General features: G+C 59.3%; 19 protein-coding genes and 4 pseudogenes. 7 read left to right on the forward strand and 16 right to left on the reverse strand.

From position 1 onward, the window contains the following. Window positions 1-5: 5 nt before the first annotated feature. Entirely contained in the window at window positions 6-500 is a 495-nt protein-coding gene (locus C8D77_RS39110; RefSeq protein ID WP_425453767.1) for an enolase C-terminal domain-like protein, read from the forward strand. Window positions 501-878: 378 nt separating this feature from the next. Here C8D77_RS39110 and C8D77_RS28915 read toward each other — a convergent pair whose 3' ends face one another. Both C8D77_RS28915 and C8D77_RS39115 read right to left on the reverse strand, forming a co-directional pair. Further along, the gene (locus C8D77_RS28915; protein ID WP_109670685.1) at window positions 879-2,339 is read right to left on the reverse strand and encodes a M81 family metallopeptidase; all 1,461 of its coding nucleotides are present in this window, start codon (window positions 2,337-2,339) and stop codon (window positions 879-881) included. Between the two features lie 91 nt (window positions 2,340-2,430). Continuing rightward, the gene (locus C8D77_RS39115; protein WP_109670687.1) at window positions 2,431-2,739 is read right to left on the reverse strand and encodes an autoinducer binding domain-containing protein; all 309 of its coding nucleotides are present in this window, start codon (window positions 2,737-2,739) and stop codon (window positions 2,431-2,433) included. A gap of 26 nt (window positions 2,740-2,765) precedes the next feature. Here C8D77_RS39115 and C8D77_RS28925 point away from each other — a divergent pair, with 26 nt between their 5' ends. Continuing rightward, window positions 2,766-3,017 carry a transposase gene (locus C8D77_RS28925; RefSeq protein WP_146211837.1) on the forward strand — a complete coding sequence of 84 codons (252 nt, stop codon included), beginning with the start codon at window positions 2,766-2,768 and terminating at the stop codon, window positions 3,015-3,017. Between the two features lie 11 nt (window positions 3,018-3,028). On the opposite strand, the pseudogene C8D77_RS28930 reads toward C8D77_RS28925, so the two are convergent. The 4 genes and pseudogenes from C8D77_RS28930 to C8D77_RS28945 all read right to left on the reverse strand — a co-directional run. Continuing rightward, window positions 3,029-4,456, reverse strand: a pseudogene (locus tag C8D77_RS28930) (ISKra4 family transposase). Further along, window positions 4,443-4,904: pseudogene (locus C8D77_RS38435) on the reverse strand (aminotransferase class III-fold pyridoxal phosphate-dependent enzyme); the annotation flags it as partial. The pseudogenes C8D77_RS28930 and C8D77_RS38435, both read right to left, overlap by 14 nt. Beyond that, window positions 4,901-6,085 (reverse strand): glycine C-acetyltransferase, encoded by a 1,185-nt coding sequence (locus C8D77_RS28940; protein WP_109670851.1) that lies wholly within the window; start codon window positions 6,083-6,085, stop codon window positions 4,901-4,903. The gene C8D77_RS28940 and the pseudogene C8D77_RS38435, both read right to left, overlap by 4 nt. 72 nt (window positions 6,086-6,157) lie before the next feature. Next, window positions 6,158-7,018, reverse strand: a pseudogene (locus C8D77_RS28945) (aminotransferase class IV); the annotation flags it as partial. Window positions 7,019-7,502: 484 nt separating this feature from the next. Between C8D77_RS28945 and C8D77_RS28950 the strand changes: the two are divergent. Next, window positions 7,503-8,205 (forward strand): annotated as a pseudogene (locus C8D77_RS28950) (IS6 family transposase). 445 nt (window positions 8,206-8,650) lie between these two features. On the opposite strand, the gene C8D77_RS28955 reads toward C8D77_RS28950, so the two are convergent. From C8D77_RS28955 to C8D77_RS28985, 7 genes are all read right to left on the reverse strand, one after another. Continuing rightward, entirely contained in the window at window positions 8,651-9,049 is a 399-nt protein-coding gene (locus tag C8D77_RS28955; protein ID WP_245951898.1) for a M20/M25/M40 family metallo-hydrolase, read from the reverse strand. A gap of 308 nt (window positions 9,050-9,357) precedes the next feature. Next, a complete protein-coding gene (locus C8D77_RS28960; protein ID WP_109670691.1) occupies window positions 9,358-10,797 on the reverse strand; it encodes a CapA family protein in 1,440 nt (479 codons plus the stop codon). Window positions 10,798-10,847: 50 nt separating this feature from the next. Then, a complete protein-coding gene (locus C8D77_RS28965) occupies window positions 10,848-11,903 on the reverse strand; it encodes an ABC transporter ATP-binding protein (protein WP_109670693.1) in 1,056 nt (351 codons plus the stop codon). Beyond that, complete coding sequence (locus tag C8D77_RS28970; protein ID WP_109670695.1) at window positions 11,900-12,907, reverse strand: ABC transporter ATP-binding protein; 1,008 nt, start codon at window positions 12,905-12,907, stop codon at window positions 11,900-11,902. Before C8D77_RS28970 ends, C8D77_RS28965 begins: the two co-directional genes overlap by 4 nt. Before the next feature lies 1 nt (window position 12,908). After that, window positions 12,909-13,790, reverse strand: coding sequence for an ABC transporter permease (locus C8D77_RS28975; RefSeq protein WP_109670697.1), 882 nt, complete (start codon window positions 13,788-13,790; stop codon window positions 12,909-12,911). A gap of 1 nt (window position 13,791) precedes the next feature. Further along, window positions 13,792-14,733: an ABC transporter permease gene (locus tag C8D77_RS28980; protein WP_109670699.1), complete on the reverse strand. Its 942-nt coding sequence runs from the start codon at window positions 14,731-14,733 to the stop codon at window positions 13,792-13,794. Then, a complete protein-coding gene (locus C8D77_RS28985) occupies window positions 14,733-16,343 on the reverse strand; it encodes an ABC transporter substrate-binding protein (protein ID WP_109670701.1) in 1,611 nt (536 codons plus the stop codon). Before C8D77_RS28985 ends, C8D77_RS28980 begins: the two co-directional genes overlap by 1 nt. Window positions 16,344-17,080: 737 nt before the next feature. Between C8D77_RS28985 and C8D77_RS38870 the strand changes: the two genes are divergently transcribed. Beyond that, window positions 17,081-17,263: a PhzF family phenazine biosynthesis protein gene (locus tag C8D77_RS38870; protein WP_281277054.1), complete on the forward strand. Its 183-nt coding sequence runs from the start codon at window positions 17,081-17,083 to the stop codon at window positions 17,261-17,263. 517 nt (window positions 17,264-17,780) lie between these two features. Here the strand turns inward: C8D77_RS38870 and C8D77_RS29000 are convergent. The 3 genes from C8D77_RS29000 to C8D77_RS29010 form a co-directional block, all read right to left on the reverse strand. Continuing rightward, the gene (locus C8D77_RS29000; protein ID WP_109670703.1) at window positions 17,781-19,160 is read right to left on the reverse strand and encodes an aspartate aminotransferase family protein; all 1,380 of its coding nucleotides are present in this window, start codon (window positions 19,158-19,160) and stop codon (window positions 17,781-17,783) included. A 36-nt stretch (window positions 19,161-19,196) separates the two neighbouring features. Continuing rightward, window positions 19,197-20,690, reverse strand: a complete 1,494-nt coding sequence (locus C8D77_RS29005; protein ID WP_109670705.1) for an NAD-dependent succinate-semialdehyde dehydrogenase — start codon at window positions 20,688-20,690, stop codon at window positions 19,197-19,199. A gap of 135 nt (window positions 20,691-20,825) precedes the next feature. Then, window positions 20,826-21,317, reverse strand: a complete 492-nt coding sequence (locus tag C8D77_RS29010; protein ID WP_109670708.1) for an Lrp/AsnC family transcriptional regulator — start codon at window positions 21,315-21,317, stop codon at window positions 20,826-20,828. Window positions 21,318-21,578: 261 nt separating this feature from the next. Here C8D77_RS29010 and C8D77_RS29015 point away from each other — a divergent pair, with 261 nt between their 5' ends. From C8D77_RS29015 to C8D77_RS29025, 3 genes are read left to right on the forward strand one after another with little or no spacing between them, the layout of a single operon-like run. Further along, on the forward strand, window positions 21,579-22,709 hold the full coding sequence (locus C8D77_RS29015) for a quaternary amine ABC transporter ATP-binding protein (RefSeq protein ID WP_245951900.1): 1,131 nt from the start codon (window positions 21,579-21,581) through the stop codon (window positions 22,707-22,709). A 1-nt stretch (window position 22,710) separates the two neighbouring features. Next, the gene (locus tag C8D77_RS29020; RefSeq protein ID WP_109670713.1) at window positions 22,711-24,222 is read left to right on the forward strand and encodes an ABC transporter permease; all 1,512 of its coding nucleotides are present in this window, start codon (window positions 22,711-22,713) and stop codon (window positions 24,220-24,222) included. Next, window positions 24,219-25,184 (forward strand): glycine betaine ABC transporter substrate-binding protein, encoded by a 966-nt coding sequence (locus C8D77_RS29025; RefSeq protein WP_109670715.1) that lies wholly within the window; start codon window positions 24,219-24,221, stop codon window positions 25,182-25,184. The genes C8D77_RS29020 and C8D77_RS29025 overlap by 4 nt, the downstream gene beginning before the upstream one ends. Window positions 25,185-25,193: the final 9 nt, after the last annotated feature.

Here is a 25,193-nt window from a genome sequence, read left to right on the forward strand (position 1 = left end):
TGTTCATGCTTCGTTCGATCTTAGCGTGTCTGGGAAAGCAGATCTTGTTCCGACCCCTTCTAGCTAGGAACGGCGTGGTGCTGGTCGAGCAACCATTTGCACCAGAGGAGGACCAGCGGCTGGACCATCTGCCCCATCCAGTCCCGCTCTGTGCGGACGAGTCGTGCCGAGACGCTGCCTCGCTTGACGGTCTCCGAAATCGATACAAGTGCATCAGCATCAAGCTAGAGAAAGCAGGAGGGCTGACCGAAGCTCTTGCCGTGTTGCGGCGAGCACGGGAGTTGCGGTTTGGTGTCATGGTCTCGTGCATGATCTCACTCGTCGCTAGCGTTGGCGCCCGCGATAATTCTCGCGGGAGAAGCAGACTACCCGGATATCAGCGTTCCGGGCGGCATCGAGGGCGACCCTCAGCCCACCCTCGAGACACGCGACGGCCTGTGCCTGCCGCCGGCGCCCGAACTCTGGGGCTAGAGCGTGCTATTGTTCATGCGGAAGCATAGCCCACGCAATGGCCTCGACCGATTCGCCGGCTTTCGCCGTGTTGCCTCGACGGTTCGGCGGCTTTTCTGATCAGGAGCTGAGGCGAAGGCCCATGTGTGCCGGCGGCCAGGACGGCCGGCACACTACTCCACCTTTGTGACTGGCGATGTTTGTCGAGAATGACGACGTCGCCCTTCGCCACTGTAGACGAGGACTGTCTCGACACAGAGGTGAAGAGTTCGCCGTTGCTCGGTCCGTCATTGACCCGGGTCGCTGGCTCTCCCGATCAGGGCGTCCCGTCAGTAGACCGCTCCTCCAATCACCACCTCTCCCGGGCCAACGGTTTGTTCAATCCCCGGCTCCGAAGTCGTGGCCGCAGCCTACACGGCCGGAGAGGATCAACGCGCCTCAAATGGGTCCTCAACGCACGGCCAGAAGGGGGTCTTGAATTTGGTGTATGGCACCGTTGCATAGTCGAGGGTCAGAAGACCATCGGTTGCGGGGTATAGGATCTCAGTTGCAATCGGCGCGAATCCCGCCCGGAAATGGTTGGACGATTTCACAATGATTGCACGTTTTCCCGTGAGTTCGATCCCGAACTGCGTGAAAGCGTCTGGCTGGTATATCTGTTGGCGCGTCTCGGTGAGCACAATATCGATGGCATCGTCTGTACGGACGCAAACCGCGTCGCCGATCGAGTCGGTGGTGCCGGCAAAATGCTGCGAGGCATTCTCGATGATGCGCATAACGGTCACATTCAGGTCTAGCGGCTGACCGGACGCCCTGCAAACCTTGCCGCCGATCCGCAGATCGAGCTTGGCGCCTTCCCCGGCGGCGATGCAAAGGCCGACAGCGCCCTGGTCCCAGATAAAGCCGCAAGCGGAATTTCCGATTCCCCGCTCCACCAGCGCGCGGAGAATATGCGTTGAATCGCTCGGCGCGCCACCTCCGGAATTGTCGCAAAAATCGGCAATGACGATCGGCCCCGACTTTGCTGTTGCCACTTTGTCGAGAACGGCGTCGAGGCTCTCCCATGTGCGGGCGGTTTCCCGCCGCATATCCCACAGCCTTTGTCCAAGGTCGCGCGCAAGCGTTTCGGCAGCAGCCGCATTCCCGTTCGCAATGACGAGAACCTTTGCGCCGCCCTCCGGCACGTCGGCCAATCCGAAATCATGCGCAAACGAGACTGAAAGAATATCCCCTCGCCCCTCGCAGTCCATCATGTGCCGGACGAAGCCGGCCATGGGCTCGCGGTCCGTCGGCCACGTTGAAACCATCCGGCATTCATGGATCGCCGTGACCGGCTTTATTTCTCGGCGAACGGCTGCGTCGCAGAGGGCGAACACTTCCGGGGCCCTCTCCTCGACATCCGTGTGAGGGCTGAGTTTATAGGTGATAAGAATGTTCGCGGCGGCGACCATTTTGCGGGTTATGCTGCAGTGAGGATCGAGTTCTGCGCCAATAACTACATCGGGACCGACAATGGACCTCACCCGTTCAAGCAAGTCACCTTCGCAGTCGTCATAGCCCTCCGCGATCATCGAGCCATGTAGGGACAAAAGTACCATATCCACATCGCCCGCGCTGCGCAGGTCATTGAGAATCTCGTCCCGAAGCTCCTCATAAATCGCGCGCACCACCGGAGCGCCCGACCCGGCACTCGCACAAAGGCTCTCTATGACCTCGTAACCCTTTTGCTCGGCCAGTGTCTTCCAGATGTGCATCGGCGCCGAAGCCCAGCCCGGTGGGTGAGCCGTGGCGTCACCATGAAAGGTTTCCCCGGCGAAAGACCCGCGCCCAATGGGCACAGGAGAGAAACTGTTGGTCTCGGTATACAGACCACACATGAACATACGCATATTGGAAAGCCCTCTGCTTAACGGTCCCCAATGGTCCCAGCCGAGTGCTCTTCCGTCAAATTCAGTTTGTTCGCTAACAACGCTGATGAGGTTATGAAGTCATGGTTCGATGCATCGCCATGCTCCAACTGGTTGCCTTGCCCAGGCGTATCGAGCGGCGCTTGAAGCGCAGGCTACCGTGGGCGTACATCGAGATCAGGTGCAGGTTAAGCCGCGTTTCCGGCTCGAGGTCGATCTCCGAACCTCCGAACGAAACGCAACCTTGCAAGCCGTCGGCGCCGTGAACCGGAACACAGAACCCCGTGACGAGGCCTACGTTGTGATTAGGCGTGGAATAAGGCCCCGTGATGTGGAGTGCGCCCCGTGGGGCGGACAGATTAGGATTTTGGGATTGACCCAGTCAGCCGGGTTTTCGGAAAGAAGACCATGGCAAGATATCGTACCCAGAGCATCGAGTTTAAGCGGCAGGTCGCGCAGGAATACCTTGCCGGCGAGACGCTGCACGGACTGTCCAAGCGTCACGACATTCAGCGACAGCTGATCCGTGTCTGGGTCCGCAAATATGAGGAAGGCGCGCTCGATGAGGACGCGCAGGCAGCCGACCTGATCCAGGAATATGAGGCCCGCATCGCAGCACTTGAACGGCTCGTGGGCAAGCAGGCTGTCGGAGACCGGTAACTTCTCTGGGGTTAGGCGGCGCGCAGAAGGGGCGGTTTGGGCTTGAATAATGGAGGCACGTTCGGTTCTGGCTGTCGGAACGGTGCCCGCAGCCGATCGCGAAGCTCACCATTGATCTCCGCCGTCCTGACCTGCATGAGCATGTGCGCACCGTGGAGAGACCAGCGCATCTGCTGCTTCTTGACCATGCGTTTGCCGACAAGCGAATTCACTGCTGACTCGGCGAGGCTGGTGGCGACACGAAGCCCAGCTCGGTATCGCTTGCCATAGTTGACGATCGCGCCGCGGTTCGATCTGACATAGGTCAGGAGCTGCGAGCCGAGGCTATGAAGCCGTGCGATCGAGAACTCGCTGTCTCCTTGCGAATACTCTCCAAGAGTTGCTCCAGGTCGCGGATCGCGCGATCGACGCGCCCATGCCACAGGCGCCACTTCACGGCTCTGATGTCCCTGTGGAGGGTTGGAAGGGGCCTGGCACCGTCCGCGCGAGATCGAACCATGTGGTCGGCGATCTGCTGCATTGGTTGGAGCTTCATGGCGATGTGGAACCAGTCGATGATATGGCTGGTCGGCCTTGGCATGGCGCGGGGCAGGCGCTTCAGGATTTCGGCGCCATCCGAGATCACGGTGACGTCGCCAAAGCCGCAATATCCTTCTTGCTGAAGCGCGTGGAGCGCTCGATCCCGGATTGCGGTTGGTCGGTGCTGCTGGTCACGAAATAGCGGCCACCGGGTTCGCCCCGACCGCCGCAACCGCATCTGGCTACAACGAGTTCGAAGTTTCGCGCTGCATTGGGATCGGCGCTGCGCACATGCGCTGTGTCGATGCTGATGATAAACTCTTTGCGCCGATCGCCGGGAAGCTCCATTTCGAGCTGGCGCCGATCATCAGCTTGCGCCCTTGCGCGCCGTTCTTCCTCTGCAACCTGCTCGCCCAGCCGTTCACCGATCCTGATGGTGCGCTTGCGCACGGTCGCATGCGTCTCGGTAGGCTCAATGGGCAGGAATTCGGTGAGCACTCTGGCGGCCTGCCGGTACGGCATCATGCTTCCCAGCCGCGCCGTCAGTTCCATCAGCTCGGGCGTCGCCCGATCCGGGCAGATTTCCTTCAGTGGCGCGAAAGCAACGACCATCCCTGGATGGCAACCCCACACAGCATCCAGCGGGGATTGCGCACCTCCACCGTGCCGAACACAGTTCGGATCCGGCGCGCCGTATAGTCTTTGACCGGCCGGAACGTGTGGCAGTCCGGGCAAACCCGCCGAAACAGAGCATAGGCATTCACCTCCTGGTTTACGACCGCGCTCTGCAGCGCCGTCATGATCTTCTTGCCGTCTTCGATCGACAGGCCGATTTCGCCGTCGAACAGGCGCTCCCAGCTCTTGTCGACTCGGACCTCCCGACGACAAACGTCGCCGAACTCGCTCGTGATAACCGCGATGCCGCGAGATGATCTTTTTTCTTTTCAGGGCGGCCGAGAATGTCGTTGTAGTACCAGACGAGCTTGATATTGGTTTCATTGGCATCGGACCCGGACAGGCCAAAATAAACCCTTTGCCGGTTCCGGGCTGCTCACCAGAAGCCTGGACAGGCCTTCCATTCTTTCACAAGTTCTTCGACCATGTTCTGCCCGAAATCGGCCAAACGTGCGACAGGCTCCGTGCCCTGGCTGGCATAGACATGCGCGAAGGGCAGTTCGTACGCCTGCTTCGCAATGGCGTCGGCGATCTCCGTGCATCCATATCCCCTGTGACGCAGTAACGGCCGCCGAAACCACCGAGGCTCTTTCGACCTTCGGTATCCCAGCTGTAGACACCTTCCTCCAACGGCCTGCTAGGCTTTCGCCCAAGGCTATGTTTGGCGGCAAGCAGATAGAGACCGCAGGTCATACGATCGAAAGCTCCCTTGCCACCTCAGCAAACGCCTCGACCGCGCGGTCGATGTCGGCACTGGAGTGCGCCGCCGACATCTGCGTGCGGATGCGGGCCTGGCCCTTCGGCACCACCGGGAAGGAAAAGCCGATGACGTAGATGCCGCGCTTCAGCATGCGCGCCGCCATTTCCTGCGCCAGTGTCGCGTCGCCCAGCATCACCGGGATGATCGGATGGTCGGCGCCCGCCAGCGTGAAGCCGAGCTTGCCCATCTGCGACCGGAACCGCGCCGCATTGGCATTGAGGCGCTCGCGCAAGGCGTCGCCATTGCGGACCAGTTCGAACACCTTGATCGAGGCGCCGGCGATCGCCGGCATCAGCGTGTTTGAGAAGAGATAGGGCCGCGAGCGCTGACGCAGCCAGTCGACCACCTGTTTCCTGCCGGACGTGTAGCCGCCGGACGCGCCGCCGAGTGCCTTGCCCAGCGTGCCGGTGATGATGTCGACCCTGCCCTCGACGCCGCAATGTTCGGCCGAGCCGCGGCCATTTTTGCCCACGAAGCCGACGGCATGGCTGTCGTCGACCATCACCATGGCATCGTATTTGTCGGCGAGGTCGCAGACACCCCTGAGATTGGCGATGATGCCATCCATGGAAAACACCCCGTCGGTGGCGATCAGCCGGAAGCGGCAGTCCTTGGCTTCCTTCAAGCGCGCTTCGAGATCGGCCATGTCGTTGTTGGCGTAGCGGAAGCGTTTGGCCTTCGACAGCCGCACACCATCGATGATCGAGGCGTGGTTCAGCGCATCGGAAATGATCGCGTCGTCATCACCGAGCAACGTCTCGAACAGGCCGCCATTGGCGTCGAAGCAGGAGCCGTAAAGGATGGTGTCTTCCAGGCCGAGGAAGGATGAAATCGTCGCCTCGAGCTGCTTGTGCTCCTCTTGCGTGCCGCAGATGAAGCGTACCGAGGCCATGCCGTAGCCATAGCGGTCGAGCGCCCGGCTGGCCGCGGCACGCAGGTCGGCGCTGTCGGCGAGGCCGAGATAGTTGTTGGCGCAGAAATTAAGCACCTTCTCGCCGCCCACCACGATCTCGGCAGACTGCGTCGAGGCAATCACCCGCTCGGATTTGTAGAGGCCGGCGGACTTTAACCCGGCGAGCTCATTCGAGAGATAAGAAATGAAAGCGGAGGTCATTGGCAGACTCACGGCAGCACAGCCCTCGCCGCGCGAGGGAGGAACGCTCGACAAGATATCGCGGTACGATGCGTAATTTACGGCGGTCGACCATGCCGGATCGGCATGCTTCTCCCAATACAGGTCTGTCAGCTGGCGAGTCAGGGCACCAACCTTGCCGTCGCCTACAACGGTCTCGTTAATCTTGGATACTGGCATGATCCCGCCCGCTGTAGACGTAATGAAAACCTCATCGGAGCCCTTAAGCTCGTCGCGATCAATGTCGCCGGCGCTGACCGATAGGCTCAGTTCGCCGCATAGATCAAATACGGTCTGGCGGGTAATGCCGGTGAGGACGCCATAAGCCGGTGTCTTCAAGCGGCCGCCCTTCACGGTGAAAACGTTGAAGCCAGGCCCCTCGGCAATGTTGCCGTTGATGTCGACGATCAATGCAGTTTCGGCACCGTAGTCGTACGCATCGAACAGGCCTTTGATCAAATCGAGCCAGTGATAGTTCTTGATGGTCGAATCGATCGACTTGGGCGGGATTCGGACGGTGCTGCTGATGGCGACATGCAGGCCGCGCTCTAGTTGCTCCTTGTTGGCAACCGACCCGAAAGGCACCGCGAACGCGATGAAACGGTTCTCCGCCTCGCGCGGATCGCGGCTGAAGGTGGGCGAGCCACCGCGCGTGCAGATCATTTCGACATAGGCGGACTTGTGCCCGGACAACGCCACACAAGTTGACAGGATCTTTTCGATCTCGCAGCGGCTGTAGGGAACTTTCATGCGGAGCTTTTCCATTCCGCGGCAGAACCGGTCCAGGTGCAGGTCCAGCCTGAAAAACCTGCCGTCCCATACATGAACGGTATCGTAGGTGGCATCGGAATGCAGAAAGCCCCAGTCAAGAACGGATATCTTGGCTTCGGACATCGGCAGGTACTGACCATCCATGAAGGCTATGCCGTGAGGATAATGCCGTTGATCCCGGTGGCGTTTTTCTATGGCTGGGAGAGCTGTTGCAGGTTCGGCTGCAGCAAGTGTCATTCCTGAGTCCTCCAAATCTTGCAATCCAGACGCTCCGCACACCCGGTCACGATTTGCCGCCGCGAAACCGCCCCAGCGGCTCCATCTCAGCAGTTGGCGCACCTCGAACCGCCAGCACGCCGCGCCTGCCAGATTTCGTCATCGCGATCGGTTACCGCCTGGGCGGGTCCATAAGCCCGTTCGTGGGCGGCAGTCGCTCACCCGAAAGCCTAACTAAATCGCAGACTTCGATGCGTCGATAGCGATCAAAGTGGCTCCCCGGCCGCAATGCACGCTTCAAAAACGGGATGGGAGTGGCGAAACATTCAGTCTTAAAAGAGGCTGCACCAGCACTCGGGGCGGTGGCGTCGCCTTATCCGGCTGGTGCGGATCCGTAGGATAGTCTACCTGCATGATTGAAGACTCGCCCGCCCGCTACAAACGTCACCTATTTCCTGCCGAGATCATCGCGCACGCGGCATGGCTCTACTATCGGTTTCCACTGAGCCTGCGCGACGTCGAAGACCTGCTTGCCGAGCGCGGTATCGTTTCAGACAGTCTGGGAGTGGGCGGAAAAGTTCGGCCTCAAGTTCGCCATCAACTGCGGCAACGGTCCCGCGGTCACTTTGCCGACAAGTGCACCTCGACGAGATGGTCGTGTCCATCAAGGGAAAGAAGTTCTGGCTGTGGCGTGCCGTCGATGCCAATAGCTACCTTCTCGACGCTATTCTCCAAAACCGCAGAAACAGGGGGGCCGCTCTTTGGCTGATGCGCAAGCTTCTAAGCGCCAGGGCGTCCCGCCGCGGGTGATGGTGACCGAAAAGCTGCGCTCGTACTCCACCGCAAGGGCCGAGTTGATGCCGGGCGTCGAGCACCGTTCGCACAAAGGGCTCAACAATCGCGCCGTGAACTGTCATCTTGCTCTGCGGCGACGAGAGTGGCGCATGATGCGCTTCAAATCGGCACGAAAATGCCAACGTTTCGTCTCAACCCACAGTCAGATTGCCAATCTCTTCCACATTCACCGAAACTATCTCACTGTCGCCGATCATCGCCAACTTCGCGCACATGCTATTGCGAGTTGGCAAAAGATTGCCTTGTCAGCTTCTGCTTGAAGGAAAGTCCATATGCCCTCTTCCCGAGTCGAGCTCCGTCAAGGCGACGCCACCTTTCAGTATCTCGACGAGACAAACGCATGTGGCCATTCCAGCCCGAGTCGCTGGCGCATGACTTGACCGCGTTGTTTCCAACGCGCGTACCGTTTCCTGACGAATCGGGCAGGCCGGAATGTTCCAGCATGAAACGCGTCCGGCTTTTGATCGGAATGCTGTCTGGCAAACCGTCGGAATCTGCAGTCCGGATGTTGCCGGTGCGAAAGTGACCGGTCTCGATTAGCAATCGACAATCGTCGCCTTACGAGGGTCGGCTGAGCATCATGCATACTGCCTAATGCGTGGTCTCAGCCGCAGCCAAGCTCACGCTCACCAGCTTCTTCCGCTTGACAACCAGGAACGTGCACCTCCGTGCGGCATCCATTTGACGCACAACCCATGCATCTCCTTACTGCTGGGTCGTAGGTTTGTAAGGCAGAAGGGTCTCCACGAGCTTAACCCACCAGCCGATACCGTAAGGCAATGCTTCATCATTAAAATCAAATTTCGGATGGTGAAAATCCGCGCTCGGTCCATTACCAATGAAGATATAAGCACCGGGCCTCTCCTGAAGCATATAGGAGAAGTCCTCAGCGCCAACTTCTTCTCGAATGTTGTCATTCACGGACGCATCACCGACTAGATCGCGTGCTGCCGCGACGGCCAGTTTGGTTTGCTGTGGATAGTTGAAGGTCGCCGGCACTGAGCGCATGTACTTGAATTCGATTTCCGCGCCATAGCCTTGAGCAATTCCAGCTGCAATGACAGGTATCTGCTTTTCTGCGAAATCTTGGAGGCTGGCTCCCAACGCTCTGACCGTGGAAAACCGTGATTTGGGACCAGGTGAATCGGCGCCGCAGGCCTTATCGCGTTCTAATCTAGACAACGTGACATCGCCCTGTCGTCATCACCGCCAAAGTGATGCGCGCGGTCTTGTCTCCCAGCGCGACGATTGCGACGTGGATATGGCGTTGAGCGGCGACCCACGCTCCACTTGCCCGACCATAACAGCGGTCATAATATCTCGTCGTTCTCCCCAAACCGAATGACGGCTTGGTCGCGGAGGCCGTACATCTCATTACGTGCGAGACGATCGGCGATTTGTACGCTGATGCTTCAAGCTCCAATGAATGCACCCGAACCGCGTCGTTGGTCCAAGTTCGGCTGCAAACGGATCACTCCGACGCCTTTATCGATCTCAATTGCCGTGCCGAGCGACTTAGAGAGTTCCTGAATTCTCTTTAGAATTGAGTGCCCTTGCGTCGCTGGAGCTATACGCGGAACTCCGCGGTTGGCGAACCTCTCCAAGCGACGGAGCTCAATCGGGTAGAGCCGTATCTCAGCGATTTGGTTGTCCTCGAAACGGCTCACGCTGATGACGCTCTCATAAAACTCTGCCTCGCGAAGCGGTATAAAGCCTTCTGCCGACGGATATCCTACCGCCATTTCGTGAGCGCTTACCTCTGCATCGGTAGCAACCCGAGGATCCTTACCGTGTGCGTCGAACATGTCCGCACCCACTGGCGATCTTAAGTCCTGATTGAAGAAATTGCCCAATGCATAAAAAATTGGTCTGCCCTTGTAGATTTCGATACCCCTGACGTGATGAGGCCCATGATTAATATATACATCCGCTCCGGCGTCGATCAGTTCGCGCGCAAATGCTTGTTCGTAGTCAGCCGGTTCTCGGCTGAACTCGCCTGGCTCATGCCCGTGGTTCGTAGCTATGCAGAAGTCGCCGAATTGCTTACCCTGGCGCACGTTGCGAAGAATATTGTCAACGTCCTGCGCATTCGGTTCAAAGCTGTAGCCCGGCTTTTCCCCTGCTTTGAATACTACCTCTCCAAATGGCCATTGAATGGCCACACAGGAGGCCTTTTTGGGAGGGGGAGCATACCAGGGAAGGGACTCTCGCACACGCCTTAGGTTCTCGAGCATCTCTGACGAGACGACGATGCTTTTCGCCAAACGAAGGGGATTAAGGCCTGGTCTGCCGGGGGCCTCGCCCGCAGGATCGCCCGCACGAGCCATGGGCTCGAACGTAGCCGCAAAGGAAACCAACGCCACTCTACCACGTGGGGTTTCCAGGAAGCGGGCTGCACCGGCCTGCGCTAGATTCTCCCCGGCGCCTGCATGGACGATCCCGTGGTCATTTAGGGCGCGACTCGTCTCGCGCAAACCTTCAACGCCCCAGTCAAGTGTATGGTTATTCGCGCGGCTCACGATATTGAAACCCATTGTGCTCAGATCGGGTGCAACTTCTGCAACACTGATCAGGTAGGCTCCGCCATATTCAGCTTGAGGGCACCCCTTGGACTGAACATCCAAGATATTAGTCTCCAAATTTCCAAAGACCACGTCGTTGCCATGAAAAATCTTGAGGACCTCATCCAGCCCAGGGTAATAGCCTTTTGTTACAGGCCGTCCGTAAAGAAGATCGCCGACCGCAGCCATTGTGAAACCATCAGCAACATTTGTTGCAATAGAACCAACCTCGTCAAAACGATCATCGCTGTCAGTTGGATGAACGTCGTTTTCGCCTAAATCTTTCTGCATATGGTCTTCCACTTGTATGAGTGGCGAGAATCGCCTTGCCAAAAGTCTTCTTATCCAGAGATCGAGCTGTGCGATTCTGAAACCAGAGCGAGTTGATCCCCGGCAATTACATTCGACTGCTCCAAGAGATCGGTAACCGGAGCGCGCACATGACAGGCGACGACGCGCCCGTCCGCCATCGGCACCAGAGGCGGTACGTCGATGCGGCAACGCTCGACCGCGATCGGGCAGCGTGGATGGAACGCGCACCCGCTCGGCGGATTGATAGGGCTTGGTACCTCGCCCTCGACGGGCGCCTCCAGCCGAACCCGCGTCGGATCAGGTATCGGGGCTGCCGCAATCAGCGCCTCCGTGTAAGGGTGGACAGGTTTGGCGAAAAGGGCCTCGCAGGGAGCGAGCTCGACGATCCGCCCCAAATACATGACCGCGACGCGATGGCCGATATGCTCGACGACGCCAAGATCATGCGAGATGAAGACAAAGGCAATGCCCATCTGCTGCTGGAGATCCAGAAGCAGGTTCAGGATCTGTGCCTGCACGGAAACATCGAGGGCTGAGACCGCCTCGTCGGCGATGATGAGCGAGGGCTGAAGAGCCAGGGCCCGCGCAATGCCGAGCCGCTGCCGCTGGCCGCCCGACAACTCCGACGGGAGCCTGTTCATCATCTCGGGCGACATGCCGACCTTTCGCAGAAGCTCCGCGGCAAGTGCTTTGCGCTGTTTCCGGCTGAGGCGTTCAAAATTCTCGACGGGCTCAGTAATGATCTTTTCAACGGTCAGGCGTGGATTGAGCGACGAGTAAGGATCCTGGAAGACCATCTGCATCCGCCGGCGCCAGGCGCGAAGAGCATTCTTCTTGAGGCCGGCGATATCGGTGCCGTCGATCAGCACGCGCCCGGCAGTCGGTTCGACGAGCCGCATCAGGAGCCGCGCGACCGTGGACTTGCCGCAGCCGGATTCGCCGACGATGCAGAGCGTCTCGCCAGCCTCGACCGAGAAGGATACATCCTCCACCGCCCGCACCACCGGGATGGTCTTGTTCAGGAACCCAGTACCGAGCGGATAATGCTTGGTCAGGTTCTCGACTTTCAGCAGAGGACCGCTCATGCGCCCATCACCTCTTCAGCGCGCCAGCAAGCCGCCCCATGCCCGGGCACGACATCTCGCAAGATGGGCGTTTTCTCGCGGCAAATGTCGATCGCGAATGGACAGCGAGGCGCGAAGCTACATCCCACGATCGGCTCGCGCAGACTGGGCACGATACCGGGGATTTCCGGCAGGCGGCGCTGTCGGCCGCGCCGCCGATCAGGCACCGAGCGCATCAGGCCCTGCGTGTAGGGGTGCGAGGGCCGCGCGAACAGATCAACTACGCTCGCCTGCTCCACGATGCGGCCGGCATACATGACAATCACGCGTTGGCATGTCTCGGCGACGACGCCCAGATCGTGCGTGATGAACATGACCGCCGTTCCTGTACGCTCTTTCAGTTCAACCACCAGCCGCAGGATTTGTGCCTGGATAGTGACGTCGAGCGCAGTCGTAGGCTCGTCGGCGATCAAGAGTTCCGGCGAGCAGGCAAGCGCCATGGCGATCATGGCACGCTGTCGCATGCCGCCCGACATTTCGTGGGGATAGTTATTCACCCGACGCTCGGGGTCTGAGATGCGCACGAGACGCAGCAACTCTTGTGCCTTGGCCATGGCTTCTGATTTGGTGGCCTTGGTGTGGATCTGCACCGCTTCAGCGATCTGGTGACCGACCGTGTAAACCGGGTTCAGGCTTGTCATCGGCTCCTGGAAGATCATGGCGATCCGGTTGCCGCGGATGCCTCGCATCTCACGCTCGGAGAGTTTCAGGAGGTCGCGTCCGTGAAAGCGGATCTCGCCGCCGACGGTCTTGGCGGTGAGCTTCGGCAGCAGGCGAAGGATCGACAGCGCGGTGACGCTCTTGCCGCATCCGGATTCGCCGACGACGCCGAGCGTTTCGCCTCTCTTAACCTGGAAGCTAATGCCGCCCAGCGCGCGGGTGATGCTTTCGTCGCCGTAGAAGTGGGTCTCAAGATTTTGGACATCGAGAAGCACGTCATTGGCTATTGTCGTATGCATCAGCATGTCAGCGTCTCCGCTTCGCGCGGGGGTCGAATAGGTCGCGCAAGCCATCGCCGAGCAGGTTGACGGCAAGAACCGTGACAGCAAGGCAGATGCCTGGGGCAAAGATAGTCAATGGCGCGATGGCGAGATACAGTCGTGAACTGGCGATCATGTTTCCCCAACTGGGGATCTCGGGCGGTACGCCCACGCCGAGGAAACTCAGGGCGGCCTCGGTCAGTATCGCACTGGCACACACATTGGCGCCCTGGACCATCAGCGGCGGGATGGTGCTCGGCAGGATATGCCGCCACAATACCTTCGGCAGGCGCGCGCCGCCACAAACCGCGGCCTCGACATAGGGACGTTCACGCACACCTAGAACGACTGAACGGACCAGCCGCGCGACACCCGGGAGTTCGGGGATGGCGATTGCGACGATGAGGATGCCGATGCCCGGGCCGGTCAGCGAAATCAGCGCAATGGCCAGCAAAATCGTCGGGATCGACATCAGGCCATCCATCACCCGCATCGCGACACTGTCGAAGGCGCGGCTGTATCCGGCAAGGATGCCGATCAAAAGCCCACCCACGGCCGCGTACGCCGCCGATATCAATCCCACCATGAGGGAGATCCGGGTACCGAACATAGTTCGCGCAAACACGTCCCGGCCCAGATTGTCGCTCCCGAACCACATCTCGGGGGATGGCGGTTGAAGGCGTTTGAAGGGATCCATATTCAGTGGATCGCCGGCGTAAAGTGGTGCTGCAAGCGCCAGCACGATTAACAAGGTCAGGAGGCCCCCGCCTATGAAGACGAGAGGATGCCGCTTTGCCAGACGGGGAAGGTCGGATAGGCGCTGCCGGCCTATCGGCACGGTTTCAACGGGTGCGGAGAGGAGCGTCATATCAATACCGGATTCGAGGGTCGATCAGGGTGTACCCAAGATCGACGGCGAGATTGACAAGGACATACATGCCAGAAGCAAGGATCAGCACGCCCTGGATGATGGGATAGTCGCGGTTGTTGATCGCATCGACAGTCAGGCGGCCGATACCAGGGACGTTGAACACGGTTTCGGTAATGACGACGCCGGAGATCAGATAGGCGAAACATAAGCCTACGACGGTCAGGATCGGTACACCGGCATTCTTCAATGCATGGTGGAAAAGCATAGCGTAGGACGATGCGCCCTTTGCAGCGGCCGTTCGCATATAGTCTTCCGACAGAACCTCCAACATGCTGGCGCGCGTGATCCGGGCGATGAAGGCAATATAGCCGAGACTCAGAGCCAGGGTTGGCAGGATCAGGTGGTCAAACCACGGGCCGATGCCTTGACCAATCGGCTGGTAGCCCTGGACCGGTAGCCAATGCAAGTTGATTGCGAACCAGTATATGGCAAAAAAGCCGATGACGAATACCGGGACAGAAAAACCCAGTGCCGCGAAGGCAGAAAGCATGCGGTCGACGAGCCCGCCGGCCCGCCATGCGGCAACGATGCCGAAGGAAACGCCGACTGTTACCGAAACGATCATCGTCAGCATCGAAAGAGAAAGAGTCGGTTCAAGCCGCTGCCCGATGAGTTCGAGCACCGGTCGTCCGGCAAAGATGGAAGTTCCGAAATCTCCGCCGAGCATGTCGCGCACCCAACGGATGAACTGGATCGGCATGGGATCGTTGAGGCCCAGCTTTTCTCGGATGCCAGCAATCATCTCCGCCGTGGCTGACTTGCCGGCGATGATAGCAGCCGGGTCGCCTGGCGCCAGCCTGAGGAGCAGGAACACGAACATCCCGACCATCGCCATGACGGCGATGGCCGAAACCATCCTGCGAAGGATGTAGGCAGCCATCAGGCAGAAGTCTTCTGCATGTTCCACATCGGCACGATCGCAGGCACACCGATGAGGCCCGTGAGGGTCTTGCGGCGCGCGATCGGGGAAATGTATTTTCCCAACCTCACATCGCCGACGAAGTCCCACCAGATTGCTTGCATTTTTCGGGCAAGCTCCTTGCGCTCTTCGAGTGTTTGGACATCCGCCAACTTACGCCTAAGAGCCTCGTATTCGTCGTTATTCGGCCAGCCGTACCAAGCCTTATCGCCATTGGCGGTCAGGAGTGGGTCCGTCAGAGGGTTGCCAAGGGAGAAATCCATTTCAGATGTGATGAACATGCTCCAGCCACCGTTCTCAACGGGCCCCTTGTTCGCGCGTCGTGTCGTGACACCACCCCAGTCCATGGGTGCCAACTCGGCGTTTACTCCTACTTTCTGCAGCGCCGCCGCCAGAAGCTGAGAGGCATTGTCTCCCTCGTGCCAGTCCGTCGGATCGAGAATGACCACCTTCTGCCCGGCATATCCAGCTTGCTTAAAAAGCTCTTTTGCTTTTTCTGGATCGCCGCCCTTCTTGTACCATCCGGTATTCTCGCCGTTAGACAATAAGGTATCTTTACCGAATATCGAAGTGACAGAGTCGATGTATTTTGGGTCAGGGTACATGGCGCGCATGAACGCCTCCTGATCGATCAGGTGAAGCACCGCTTGGCGCGCTTTTACGTTGTCGAATGGCGGCTGCAGGAAATTCATGCGCACGAGCGCGTCCTGGCCCGCCTTATCCAGAACTTGAAGAGCAAGATTGGGATCGCTCTCGATCGACGAGTAGAAATCGGCAGGAGGCAACTCGAAATAGTCAATCTCACCGGCTTGTAAGGCCGCCATAGCCGTCTGCTGGTCGGCGATAACATCCCAGACGACTCGGTCGACCTTGACGACCTTCCCGCCAGCCATCCCGTCCGACGGCTCCTTACGAGGGATGTATTTTTCATTACGATCGTAGGTGATGCTTGCGCCGGGCTTTGCGAGAGCTTCATTGAATTTGAAAGGCCCCGATCCAATCTTTGTCGTCACTTGTTCGCTAGCGGGATGGCTGGCATCCTTCTCGCGCATGATGAACAAGCATGGGGGAGTTAGATCTGCCAAGAGATCGATCAGAAGCCCAAGCGGCTCCCTGAGCGAAATTGTGAAAGTCTTATCGTCCTTTTTCGAGATGTCGCTAGCCCGTTCCAAGAGGAGCTGCCCGCCGGGTGCCACTTGGCCCCAGCGATGGATCGAAGCGACGCAATCCGCGGCGGTAACGGAGGTGCCGTCATGCCAACCTAGGCCGTCCCGCAGCTCGAAAGTGTAAGTCTTCTTGTCGTCGGAGAGCCCCCACCTACCCACCATTTGTGGTTGAGGCATGAACTTCGAGTCGACTGAAAACAGCGTGTCGTAAATCGCCGCGCCGTGGTCGGCAGTGATGTTTGTCGCCGTCCAGATGGGATCGAACACGCGCAAGTCGGTAGACTTCACCATGCGGACCGTACGGTCGGGGGCTGGCTGTGTCTGCGCCCGGAGGATGGATGAGACGGATATGGCCGCTCCCGCAGCAATACCCGCCTTGAAGAGAGTGCGGCGAGAAAGTGTCATGTCTATTCCCCTTTGGAGTTATAGCGCAGTTGGTTCGCGCGCCTCATTTTGACTTGTTACGCCGCCACCTACGGTTTCCTCACTAAGCTAACGAGCTATCGGTGGAGCATTTAAATCACTACTACCATCGTGAGCCAGAGTTCGTGCAAAAGGCATCGATCGATGAAATGCATGCCCCACACTGCGGCGCAATTTGAAATGACGTCAAGCATCACGGTCGGGGAACGGGATCCCGTATCCCACGAGCCGTACCGCACCGTGTGAACGACGACCTGGTAAGGTGGATATCCTAAGCTCCGCCATGAAACTGGCTCAACGTCATCGTCGAGGCAACCTAAACCCTACGCCACACCATCGGGTTCACGTCCTTCAGCATATGCGGAATTATAGGATGAAAACCTCATCGTCCGAGGCTGCCGTCTCTTCGAGCGTTTTGTTTGCTGCCCGTTTTGCCCTCCTCACATCCGCCGGCGTGCGCTTCCGCTCCGAGGGCGATTACAAGCTTGCCGCCAATGATGGAATATGGTGATGACCCAGTTCAATGGATTGCCGCGCAGCAATGGTCGAGCGGCAAGGTCGGGAGTTATGGCTGCTCTTCTTGTCTTCCCTGGCGGCCGGCCACCAAGACGTTGCTACCGCAGCTCGTCGAGGCGCTGAAGCAAAAGGGATCGGCAACATAATCGTGGTTTGCGACGGCGTCGTGCCCCGTCAGGACTCTCAATTTCTTGTCGAGCACTGTGTGGCGGCTGTCTTCGGCCCCTGTAGGCCTCGTTCTGACGGGGCAGGAGGCCGAGAGCGCGAAGGCACACTTCGTGTCCCGCTACTTCGCGCCAGGTGCAGGTATACCCGAAGACCCGGTTACGGGGTCGATCCATGCCACACTTGTTCCCTATTGGGCGAAGCGGTTGGGTTGCGACTAGCTCTTAGCTTATCAGGCGTCGGCCCGTGGGGGTTGGCTCGTCTGCGAATTGACTAAAGATCGTGTTTTCCTGTGTGGGAATGCTGTGACCTTCATGGAGGCGGAAATTTCTATTCCCAATGCTGCTTAATGCAAGGTTGTTGATCTGGCGTCAGGCGTGTTCTGTCCGAAGCAGCCCGGTAGCATAAAAAGCTGGGGGCCTCGTCGGCTCTACGTTTGCGTCTCGAAGCCGAACTCGGCCCCAAGCAGGCGACGTCGCAAACCGTCCCAGGCCAAATGGAACAAGATGCCGATGCCCGGACCGCCCGTGAGGATCGGCATCGGTGGCGGCTACGTGCGCAGTTGGACCAACAGACCGACCAATCGAGGTGATCGTCGGCAAATCCGTGCCCGAGGATGGGCCGGCACGGCGCTTTGGCTTCGTAGCCGGGCACGACGAAAAGCAAAAGGCCGTTTACACGAGCTGTTGGCATGCGCCCCAACGCGGAGCACTTTCTCGACTATTTCATGGCTGGATTTCAGATACTTGCAAACACGCTGTTCACGGCGTCGGCGGTCCTGGCGACGATTGTGTCGGCCTCCTCACGCGTCAGGCAGAGCGGCGGCGCGAAGCCGAGAATGTCGCCCTGCGGCATGGCGCGGCCGATGACGCCGCTCGCCGCAAGCGCCGTAGCAATCTGCGGCCCGACCTTCAGCGACGGATCGAAGAAGACGCGGTCGTCGCGGTCCTTCACGAACTCGACCGCGGCCAGCATGCCGTCACCGCGCACCTCGCCAACGTGTTTGTGGCCGCCGACGGCCTTGGCGAGCTCGGCGCGGAAATAGGCGCCGGTCTCGCCGGCGTTCCGCACCAGGTCCATCTCGTCGATCAGTTCGAGATTGGCGACACCCGCGGCAACGCAGATCGGATGCGCCGAATAGGTCCAGCCGTGGCCGAGCGAACCGAGCTTGTCGGAACCCTGCACCAGCACCTGCCACATCTTGTCCGCGACAATCACGCCCGACAGTGGCGCATAGGCCGAGGTCAGGCCCTTGGCGATGGTGATCAGGTCCGGCTTGATGCCATAGTGGTCGGAGCCGAACATGGTGCCGAGCCGGCCAAAGCCGGTCACCACTTCGTCGGCGACCAGCAGCACGTCATATTTTTTCAGCACGGCCTGGATCTTTTCCCAGTAGGCGGCCGGCGGCGGCACGATGCCACCAGTACCGAGGATCGGCTCGCCGATGAAGGCGGCGACGGTGTCAGGGCCTTCGGCGAGGATCATCTGCTCGAGCTTGTCGGCGCAATGTTGCGAGAACTGCTCCTCGCTCATCGAGCGGTCGGCGCGGCGGAAATAATACGGCGCCTCGGTGTGCAGGATCGGCGCGCGCGGCAGGTCGAAGGCGTTGTGGAACAAGTCGAGCCCGGTCAGCGAACCGGTCATCACGCCCGAGCCGTGATAGCCGCGCCAGCGCGAGATGATCTTCTTCTTCTCAGGTCGTCCCAGCACATTGTTGTAGTACCAGATCAGCTTGATGTTGGTCTCGTTGGCATCGGAGCCCGACAGCCCGAAATAGACCCGGCTCATGCCCTGCGGCGCGCGGTCGATGATCATCTTGGCAAGCCGGATTGACGCCTCGGTGCCGTGTCCGACATAGGCATGATAGTAGGCGAGGTTTTTTGCCTGCTCGGCGATGGCATCGGCGATCTTCTGGCGGCCATAACCGACATTGACGCAATAGAGGCCGGCAAAGGCATCGATGCTCTTCCTGCCATTGTTGTCCCAGACGGTGACGCCTTCGCCGCCGGCCATGATGCGGGTCGGGCTTTCGCCGCGCGCGTGCGTGCCCATATGCGTCGAGGGATGGAAGAAGTGATCGCGATCCCAGGCGGCGAGTTCGTTGGACTGGTCGAGCATTCTTTTTGACTCCTTGAAAGACAAAGCGGTCGCAGCCTACGCCACGTCCAGGCAGAGGTATTTGAGATCAGTAAAAGCTTCGAGCCCGTGACGCGAGCCTTCGCGGCCGATGCCGGACTGCTTGACGCCGCCGAACGGGATTGGCGCGCCCGTGATCTTGACGCGGTTGATAGCGACCATCCCGTAGTCGAGCGCGCGGCCCATGCGCTGCTGTCGCGCGCCGTTCTCGGTGACGACATAGGCAACGAGGCCATATTCGGTGGCGTTGGCGCGGGCGATCACCTCGTCCTCGCTGTCGAACGGCGTGACGGCGGCGACGGGGCCAAAGGTCTCTTCGCGCATGATCAGCGCTTCGTCGGTGACATCTACCAGCAACGTCGGCTGGTAAAACAGCGATCCCGCCGCGTGAAGCTTGCCGCCGGCAAGGCAGCGCGCGCCGCGGGCGAGCGCATCGGCGACCTGTTCCTCGACCTTCTTGATGGCGCGCTCATGCATCAGCGGTCCGATTTCGGTCTCATCGGCAAGCCCATTGCCGGTTCGCAGCATCTCGATGCGCCGCGCAAAGGCGGCGCAGAAACGGTCGTAAAGGGAGCGCTGCACATAGATGCGGTTGGCGGCGAGGCAGTCCTGGCCCGAGGTGGCGAATTTGGCGTCGAGCGCGATCGTCACTGCCTTTTCGATATCGGCGTCGTCGAAGACGATCAGCGGGGCGTGGCCTCCGAGCTCCATTACCAGCCGCTTCATCGTCGGCGCGCTCTGTGCGGCGATCAGCCTGCCGATTTCTGTCGAGCCGGTGAAGCTCATGGCGCGAACGCGGGGGTTCTCGCACATCCGACCGACAATGATGGAAGCCTTTCCGGTAACGACGTTGAAGACGCCGGCGGGCAGCCCGGCGCGCTCGCCAAGCTCGGCCAGCGCCAGCGCGGACAGCGGCGTTTCCGAGGACGGATGCGCGACAATGGTGCAGCCAGCGGCGAGTGCTGCCGCCGCCTTGCGGGTCAACATCGCCGACGGAAAGTTCCATGGCGTGACGATGCCGACGACGCCGAGCGGTTCGCGCCGCACCATCATCTCGGCCCCGGGCAGGTGGCTGGTGACGCTTTCGGCATTGAGGCGTTTGGCTTCTTCGGCGTACCACTCTACGAAGGAGGCCGCATAGGCAATCTCTCCCAGCGACTCCTTAAGTGGCTTGCCCTGTTCCAGCGTCATCAGCAGCGCCAGATCGTCCCTGGAGGCGACGACCAGCTCGAACCATTTGCGAAGGATTTTGGCGCGCTCTTGCGGCAGCAGTGCCCTCCAGGCTGGAAAGGCGCGCGAAGCGGCGTTGATCGCCTTCGTTGTCTGTCCGGCATCGAGTGCGGCAACGAAGGCGACCGTGGCGCCGCTGGCTGGATCGGTGACTTCGAAGCTTTCAGCAACCTCGCTCGCCGTCCACTGTCCATCGACATAGGCGAGCTCGCGCAGCAGCCGACGATCGACGAGGCGGTCGAGTGCGTCATGGCGGATCGTGCGGGCAAAGTGCGCGGACATGGTGGAGGCCTCCCGGATCGGACTGATACAGGGAGACTATTCGCCATCGGCAGACAGAGAGGCTGTTTGGATGCCTACCTGAAGAGAGATTCTCTTTATTGCGCGCGCCGGCAAGAGAATATCACTCTGGTTCCGCTACGAATGTGGTGGCAGCAGGTCGGCCAACGGCAAGACGGTCTCATCCTTCACCGTCTTGGTGACTATGTAAGTGAAGTAGCGATCGATGCCGATCTCGCGCTCCAGCAAGCTATCGACCAGGCGCTGGTAGGCATCGATGTCGCGCGCCATCACCTTCAGCACATAGTCGACGCCGCCGCCGACCGACCAGCAGGCGACGATTTCGGGGATATCGCGGATGACGCGCTCGAAGCGGTCGAAATCGGCCTGGCGGTGGCTGGCCAGCGTCACTTCCATCAGCACGGTGGCGACAGGCGCGACGACGCGGATGGCGATCCTGGCATGATAGCCCGCGACAATGCCGGCCTTTTCCAGCTTGCGCAGCCGCATCCAGCATGGCGTCGGCGACAGCCCGACCCGTTCGGCCAGCGCCAGCTTGGTGATGCGTCCGTCGCGCTGGATGGCGTCGAGGATTTTCAGGTCGATCGGGTCAAGTTTTGCGGCGGTCATCAGTAAGTTTCCTGACCAATAGGCCAGCCCATAAGGCATCGAACTCGCGTTTGTGACCCTAGCCCAGCCTGCCCGCTAGCGCCCTGTAAAGTAATTCAGATCTGAGCATTCCCCTCTCATTCTCGCATCTAGACAGGCGATGTATGGCGGCGATTTTACTCGTCACCGCGCGGTTTAGCAGCTTAAAGTTCGCGAAATACGCGCGAGAAGTGCGCTCGGCGCTCAATATACTGTCAGCTAACAAGGGGAACAAAACGGACCATGACGAATTTCGCTGATGCTATGCACAGCAGAAGCCACGCTTCGGCCTTCGAGGAAGGTCAGCTGCGAGTTGGCAACCAACTGGGCGTCGACCAGCGCGAACCAGTGGTATCCTGTTCCAACGTGTGGAAGATTTTCGGCACCCGTGCGCCGGAGGCTATGGAGGCTATCTTGGATGAAGGCCTCGGTAAGGACGAGGTTCTCGCGCGCTTCGGGTGTGTCGTTGCGGTCAGAGACGTAAGTTTTTCGATCAAGAAGGGCGAAATCCTTGCGATCATGGGCCTCTCCGGAAGTGGCAAGTCAACGCTCGTCAGACATGTGAACCGTCTCATCGAAGCGACAACCGGGATAATTCGCCTCAATGGCGTTGACATTTCCAAGGTTACGAGTGCGGAGCTCCGCTCAATTCGCTCCAAGCAGGTCGGGATGGTCTTCCAGGATTTTGCCCTCCTGCCCCACCGGACAGTCAGGGACAACGTCGCCTTTGGCCTTGAACTGCAAGGCGTGTCAAAGCGTCAGCGCTGGGCAAACGCTCAGGCCGCAATCGAACAGATGGACCTCAAGGGGTGGGAAGACCGGGTTCCCTCCGAGCTCTCTGGCGGTATGCGCCAGCGCGTCGGAATTGCGCGAGCTCTGGCTGCCGATCCGTCAGTCTTGCTGATGGATGAGCCGTTTGGAGCACTTGATCCGCTGATCCGCCGGGATCTGCAGGACCAATTCCTGGCGCTCTCACGCGACCTCGGAAAAACCACTTTGTTCATCACGCACGACCTGGAGGAAGCCTTCCATCTGGGTGACCGCATCGCGATCATGAAAGACGGCGCGATCGTCCAACTCGGAACGGCTGCAGACATCATTACCTCGCCGGCAGATGCCTATGTTGCAGACTTTGTCCGCGGCATCTCGCGCGTTCCCATCCTTACCGCGCGTCACGTGATGACTCCGGCAAATTCTACTGAGCCCCCCCACGTTGCAAACGCACCCGTCGCCACACTTGAAACGCCTCTGGCGGAGTTGATCGCCACAGGCGCAAAAACCCGCTCCGACATTGCAATCGTGGATCAATCCGGACGTACCGTCGGAATGGTGACAATAGAGACGATGCTGTCCGCAATGAAGGAAGTCCGCTGACATGACAAGGTCATACAGGGAGCAGGACTGGTCGAGTTCAATCGCCGAATTCACGGGCGTCAACAGCAGCTACTACCAAGGTAAGTTTGCGGACCTCTTTGAGGGAAGCCGCGCCAGACTCAGACCCAATTGGGCAGCCGCCATAGTAGGTCCATTGTGGGCTGCTTCACGCGGCTTGTTCGGGGCGTTCCTGGTAGCAGGGCTGGTCGAGATTGCCTTGGTCATCGGCATTGTCTTCCTGAGCACCGGTGGCCTCAGCGTCGACAACATGTCGCGTGCTCAGTCACTTGAAAAACTGAGTGAGGCGCGCCTCACCCAGGCGAATGACGAGCGCCAGAAAGGGAATGAGGCGGCGGCGAACCAGATGCAGGAACTTTCGAAGTCGCTCGCTCAGTCAGCGGCGAACGAAAGAGCAGTTGCCAACGACAAGGCTCGGGCCGCAACGATGCTAATCGTCTCAACTATCGCAGGCCTGCTAGGTTTGCGGGCGATTTTTGCAGTGGCAGGAGATTGGCTCTATTCGCGCCAGTACATGCGCTGGCGGCGGGACCGAGCCACGCCATCAAGACGCAGCTATCAGCGTGTCGTGGCCTGTGGGCTCTTGTTAGTCATCATCTACGTCGTCGCGCTTTTCGGCGCCAAAGTACCACAACTTGCCAGTACGCTGGCCATCCAGACGAACACCTCAGAGCTGGCAGGTATTACAGCAACTGCCCTCGATCGATTTTTTACGTCGATAACACAATCGGGCCGGTCGATCTTTGATGCGATTACAGGAAGCATCTCGGCACTAGTCGCCTCGGTGGAAAGCCTTCTCGAAGGACTTCCGTGGATTTGTACGATCCTGGTGGTTGTCTTTGCTGCATGGCTGCTTGCGGGCTCTGGAACCGCAGCGTTCACCGGGGCAGGATTGGTTTACCTGGCTCTTTTCGGTTTCTGGCAGAAGAGCATGGTTACGATCGCGCTTTTGGGAACGGCGGCTGTGTTGGCGCTCAGCATAGGCATTCCCTTGGGAATTCTCTGCGGCAAGAGCCCAAGGGCGTACCGCATATTCCGGCCTATGCTCGATCTCATGCAGACGATGCCCGCGTTCATCTATCTGGTGCCCATCATCGCATTCTTTGGCATCGGTAAGACGCCGGGGGTCTTGGCCACGATTATCTTCGGAATGCCGCCGGTAGCGCGCCTGACAGCTCTGGGTCTTCAGCAGGTACCGCTCAGCATCAGGGAGGCGGCCGTCGCGTTCGGTGCGACCCCTTGGCAGAGTCTGGTGAAAGTCGAGTTGCCGCTCGCCATGCCGTCGATCATGGCAGGGATCAACCAGACGATCTTGATGTGTTTATCGATGGTGGTGATTGCTTCGCTCATTGGCGCCGGCGGCCTGGGCGAGGATGTTTTGCAGGCACTGCAATTCGCGTCCGTCGGACAAGGTTTCTTGGTGGGGGCGGCAGTGCTGATCTGCGCCATCATCTTGGATAGGCTCATACAAGGGAAAAGGAGTAATAACCAATGAAGATCAAGCTTTCGATGCTCGCTCTTGCCGTCGCAATGGGGTTGGCCGCACCGGCAGCGGCCCAGGAGAAAATCAAGATCGGATCCTCCAATTGGCCATCGCTCCAGGCGATGTCCAGTGTCCTGAAGGAAATAACAGAAAAATACTTCGGTGCGTCTGCCGAGGTGGTCAACAGTACACTGCCTATCATTATGGCATCGATGGATAAAGGCGAGATCGATATTCTGCCAGAAATCTGGTCTCCGAACCACGACAGTCTGATCAACACCTACGTCAAGGAAAAGCAAACCGTCAAACTGGGCAGTTTGACTTTCCCTTCAATTTCCGGGATGTGCACCACGCGTCACACGCAGGAGAAATTCGGCGTGAAGTCGATCTATGATCTGTCGCGTCCCGAGATCGCAGACGTATTCAGGTCGGCTGCAGGCGGCAAGCCGAAACTTTGGGTCGGCCCTGCCGGCTGGAGCTCGTCAAAAACCGAGCTTATCCGTGCCCGAGACTACGGATATGCCGACCTCTTTGAACTGACGACTGTCGAGGAAAGCCTTGCGATTGTGGACTTGGAACAGGCGATAAGAGCTGACACGCCATGGATAGGCATCTGCTACACCCCTCACCCGACCTTCTCCCGCAAGGAGGTCGTAATGCTCGACGAGCCGCCGCATGACCCGGCGAAGTGGAAGATTGTACAGCCCGACCAGAACCCGAACTGGCTTGCGATGTCATCGTCGACGACCGCCTGGGCTCCGATCTCGGTCAACATCGCCTATGCCAAGGAGCTGGAAGCAAAGGATCCGAAGCTTGTCGCACTCCTCAACAACATCACGCTTGATCCGGCTGAAATCGCCCAGTGGATCGATGCGGTTGGCACCAAGAAAATCGATCCCGACACCTTCGCGAAGGACTGGGTCTCGAAGAACGACGCAAAAATTCTCGGCTGGATGGCAGGCAAAGCCCAATAGGCACTAGAG

Origin of the sequence: Mesorhizobium loti (assembly GCF_003148495.1) — a bacterium.
Classification (GTDB): domain Bacteria; phylum Pseudomonadota; class Alphaproteobacteria; order Rhizobiales; family Rhizobiaceae; genus Mesorhizobium; species Mesorhizobium loti.

Coding starts and splice junctions, on each gene's coding strand:
- C8D77_RS28965 (WP_109670693.1), bottom strand. CDS start 11,903: ATGAGCGGTCCTCTGCTGAAAGTCGAGAACCTGACCAAGCATTATCCG.
- C8D77_RS28985 (WP_109670701.1), bottom strand. CDS start 16,343: ATGACACTTTCTCGCCGCACTCTCTTCAAGGCGGGTATTGCTGCGGGA.
- C8D77_RS29005 (WP_109670705.1), bottom strand. CDS start 20,690: ATGTCCGCGCACTTTGCCCGCACGATCCGCCATGACGCACTCGACCGC.
- C8D77_RS28960 (WP_109670691.1), bottom strand. CDS start 10,797: ATGCAGAAAGATTTAGGCGAAAACGACGTTCATCCAACTGACAGCGAT.
- C8D77_RS28970 (WP_109670695.1), bottom strand. CDS start 12,907: ATGCTGATGCATACGACAATAGCCAATGACGTGCTTCTCGATGTCCAA.
- C8D77_RS29020 (WP_109670713.1), top strand. CDS start 22,711: ATGACAAGGTCATACAGGGAGCAGGACTGGTCGAGTTCAATCGCCGAA.
- C8D77_RS28915 (WP_109670685.1), bottom strand. CDS start 2,339: ATGCGTATGTTCATGTGTGGTCTGTATACCGAGACCAACAGTTTCTCT.
- C8D77_RS28975 (WP_109670697.1), bottom strand. CDS start 13,790: ATGACGCTCCTCTCCGCACCCGTTGAAACCGTGCCGATAGGCCGGCAG.
- C8D77_RS28925 (WP_146211837.1), top strand. CDS start 2,766: ATGGCAAGATATCGTACCCAGAGCATCGAGTTTAAGCGGCAGGTCGCG.
- C8D77_RS39110 (WP_425453767.1), top strand. CDS start 6: ATGCTTCGTTCGATCTTAGCGTGTCTGGGAAAGCAGATCTTGTTCCGA.
- C8D77_RS29025 (WP_109670715.1), top strand. CDS start 24,219: ATGAAGATCAAGCTTTCGATGCTCGCTCTTGCCGTCGCAATGGGGTTG.
- C8D77_RS28980 (WP_109670699.1), bottom strand. CDS start 14,733: ATGGCTGCCTACATCCTTCGCAGGATGGTTTCGGCCATCGCCGTCATG.
- C8D77_RS29000 (WP_109670703.1), bottom strand. CDS start 19,160: ATGCTCGACCAGTCCAACGAACTCGCCGCCTGGGATCGCGATCACTTC.
- C8D77_RS28940 (WP_109670851.1), bottom strand. CDS start 6,085: ATGACCTCCGCTTTCATTTCTTATCTCTCGAATGAGCTCGCCGGGTTA.
- C8D77_RS29015 (WP_245951900.1), top strand. CDS start 21,579: ATGACGAATTTCGCTGATGCTATGCACAGCAGAAGCCACGCTTCGGCC.
- C8D77_RS29010 (WP_109670708.1), bottom strand. CDS start 21,317: ATGACCGCCGCAAAACTTGACCCGATCGACCTGAAAATCCTCGACGCC.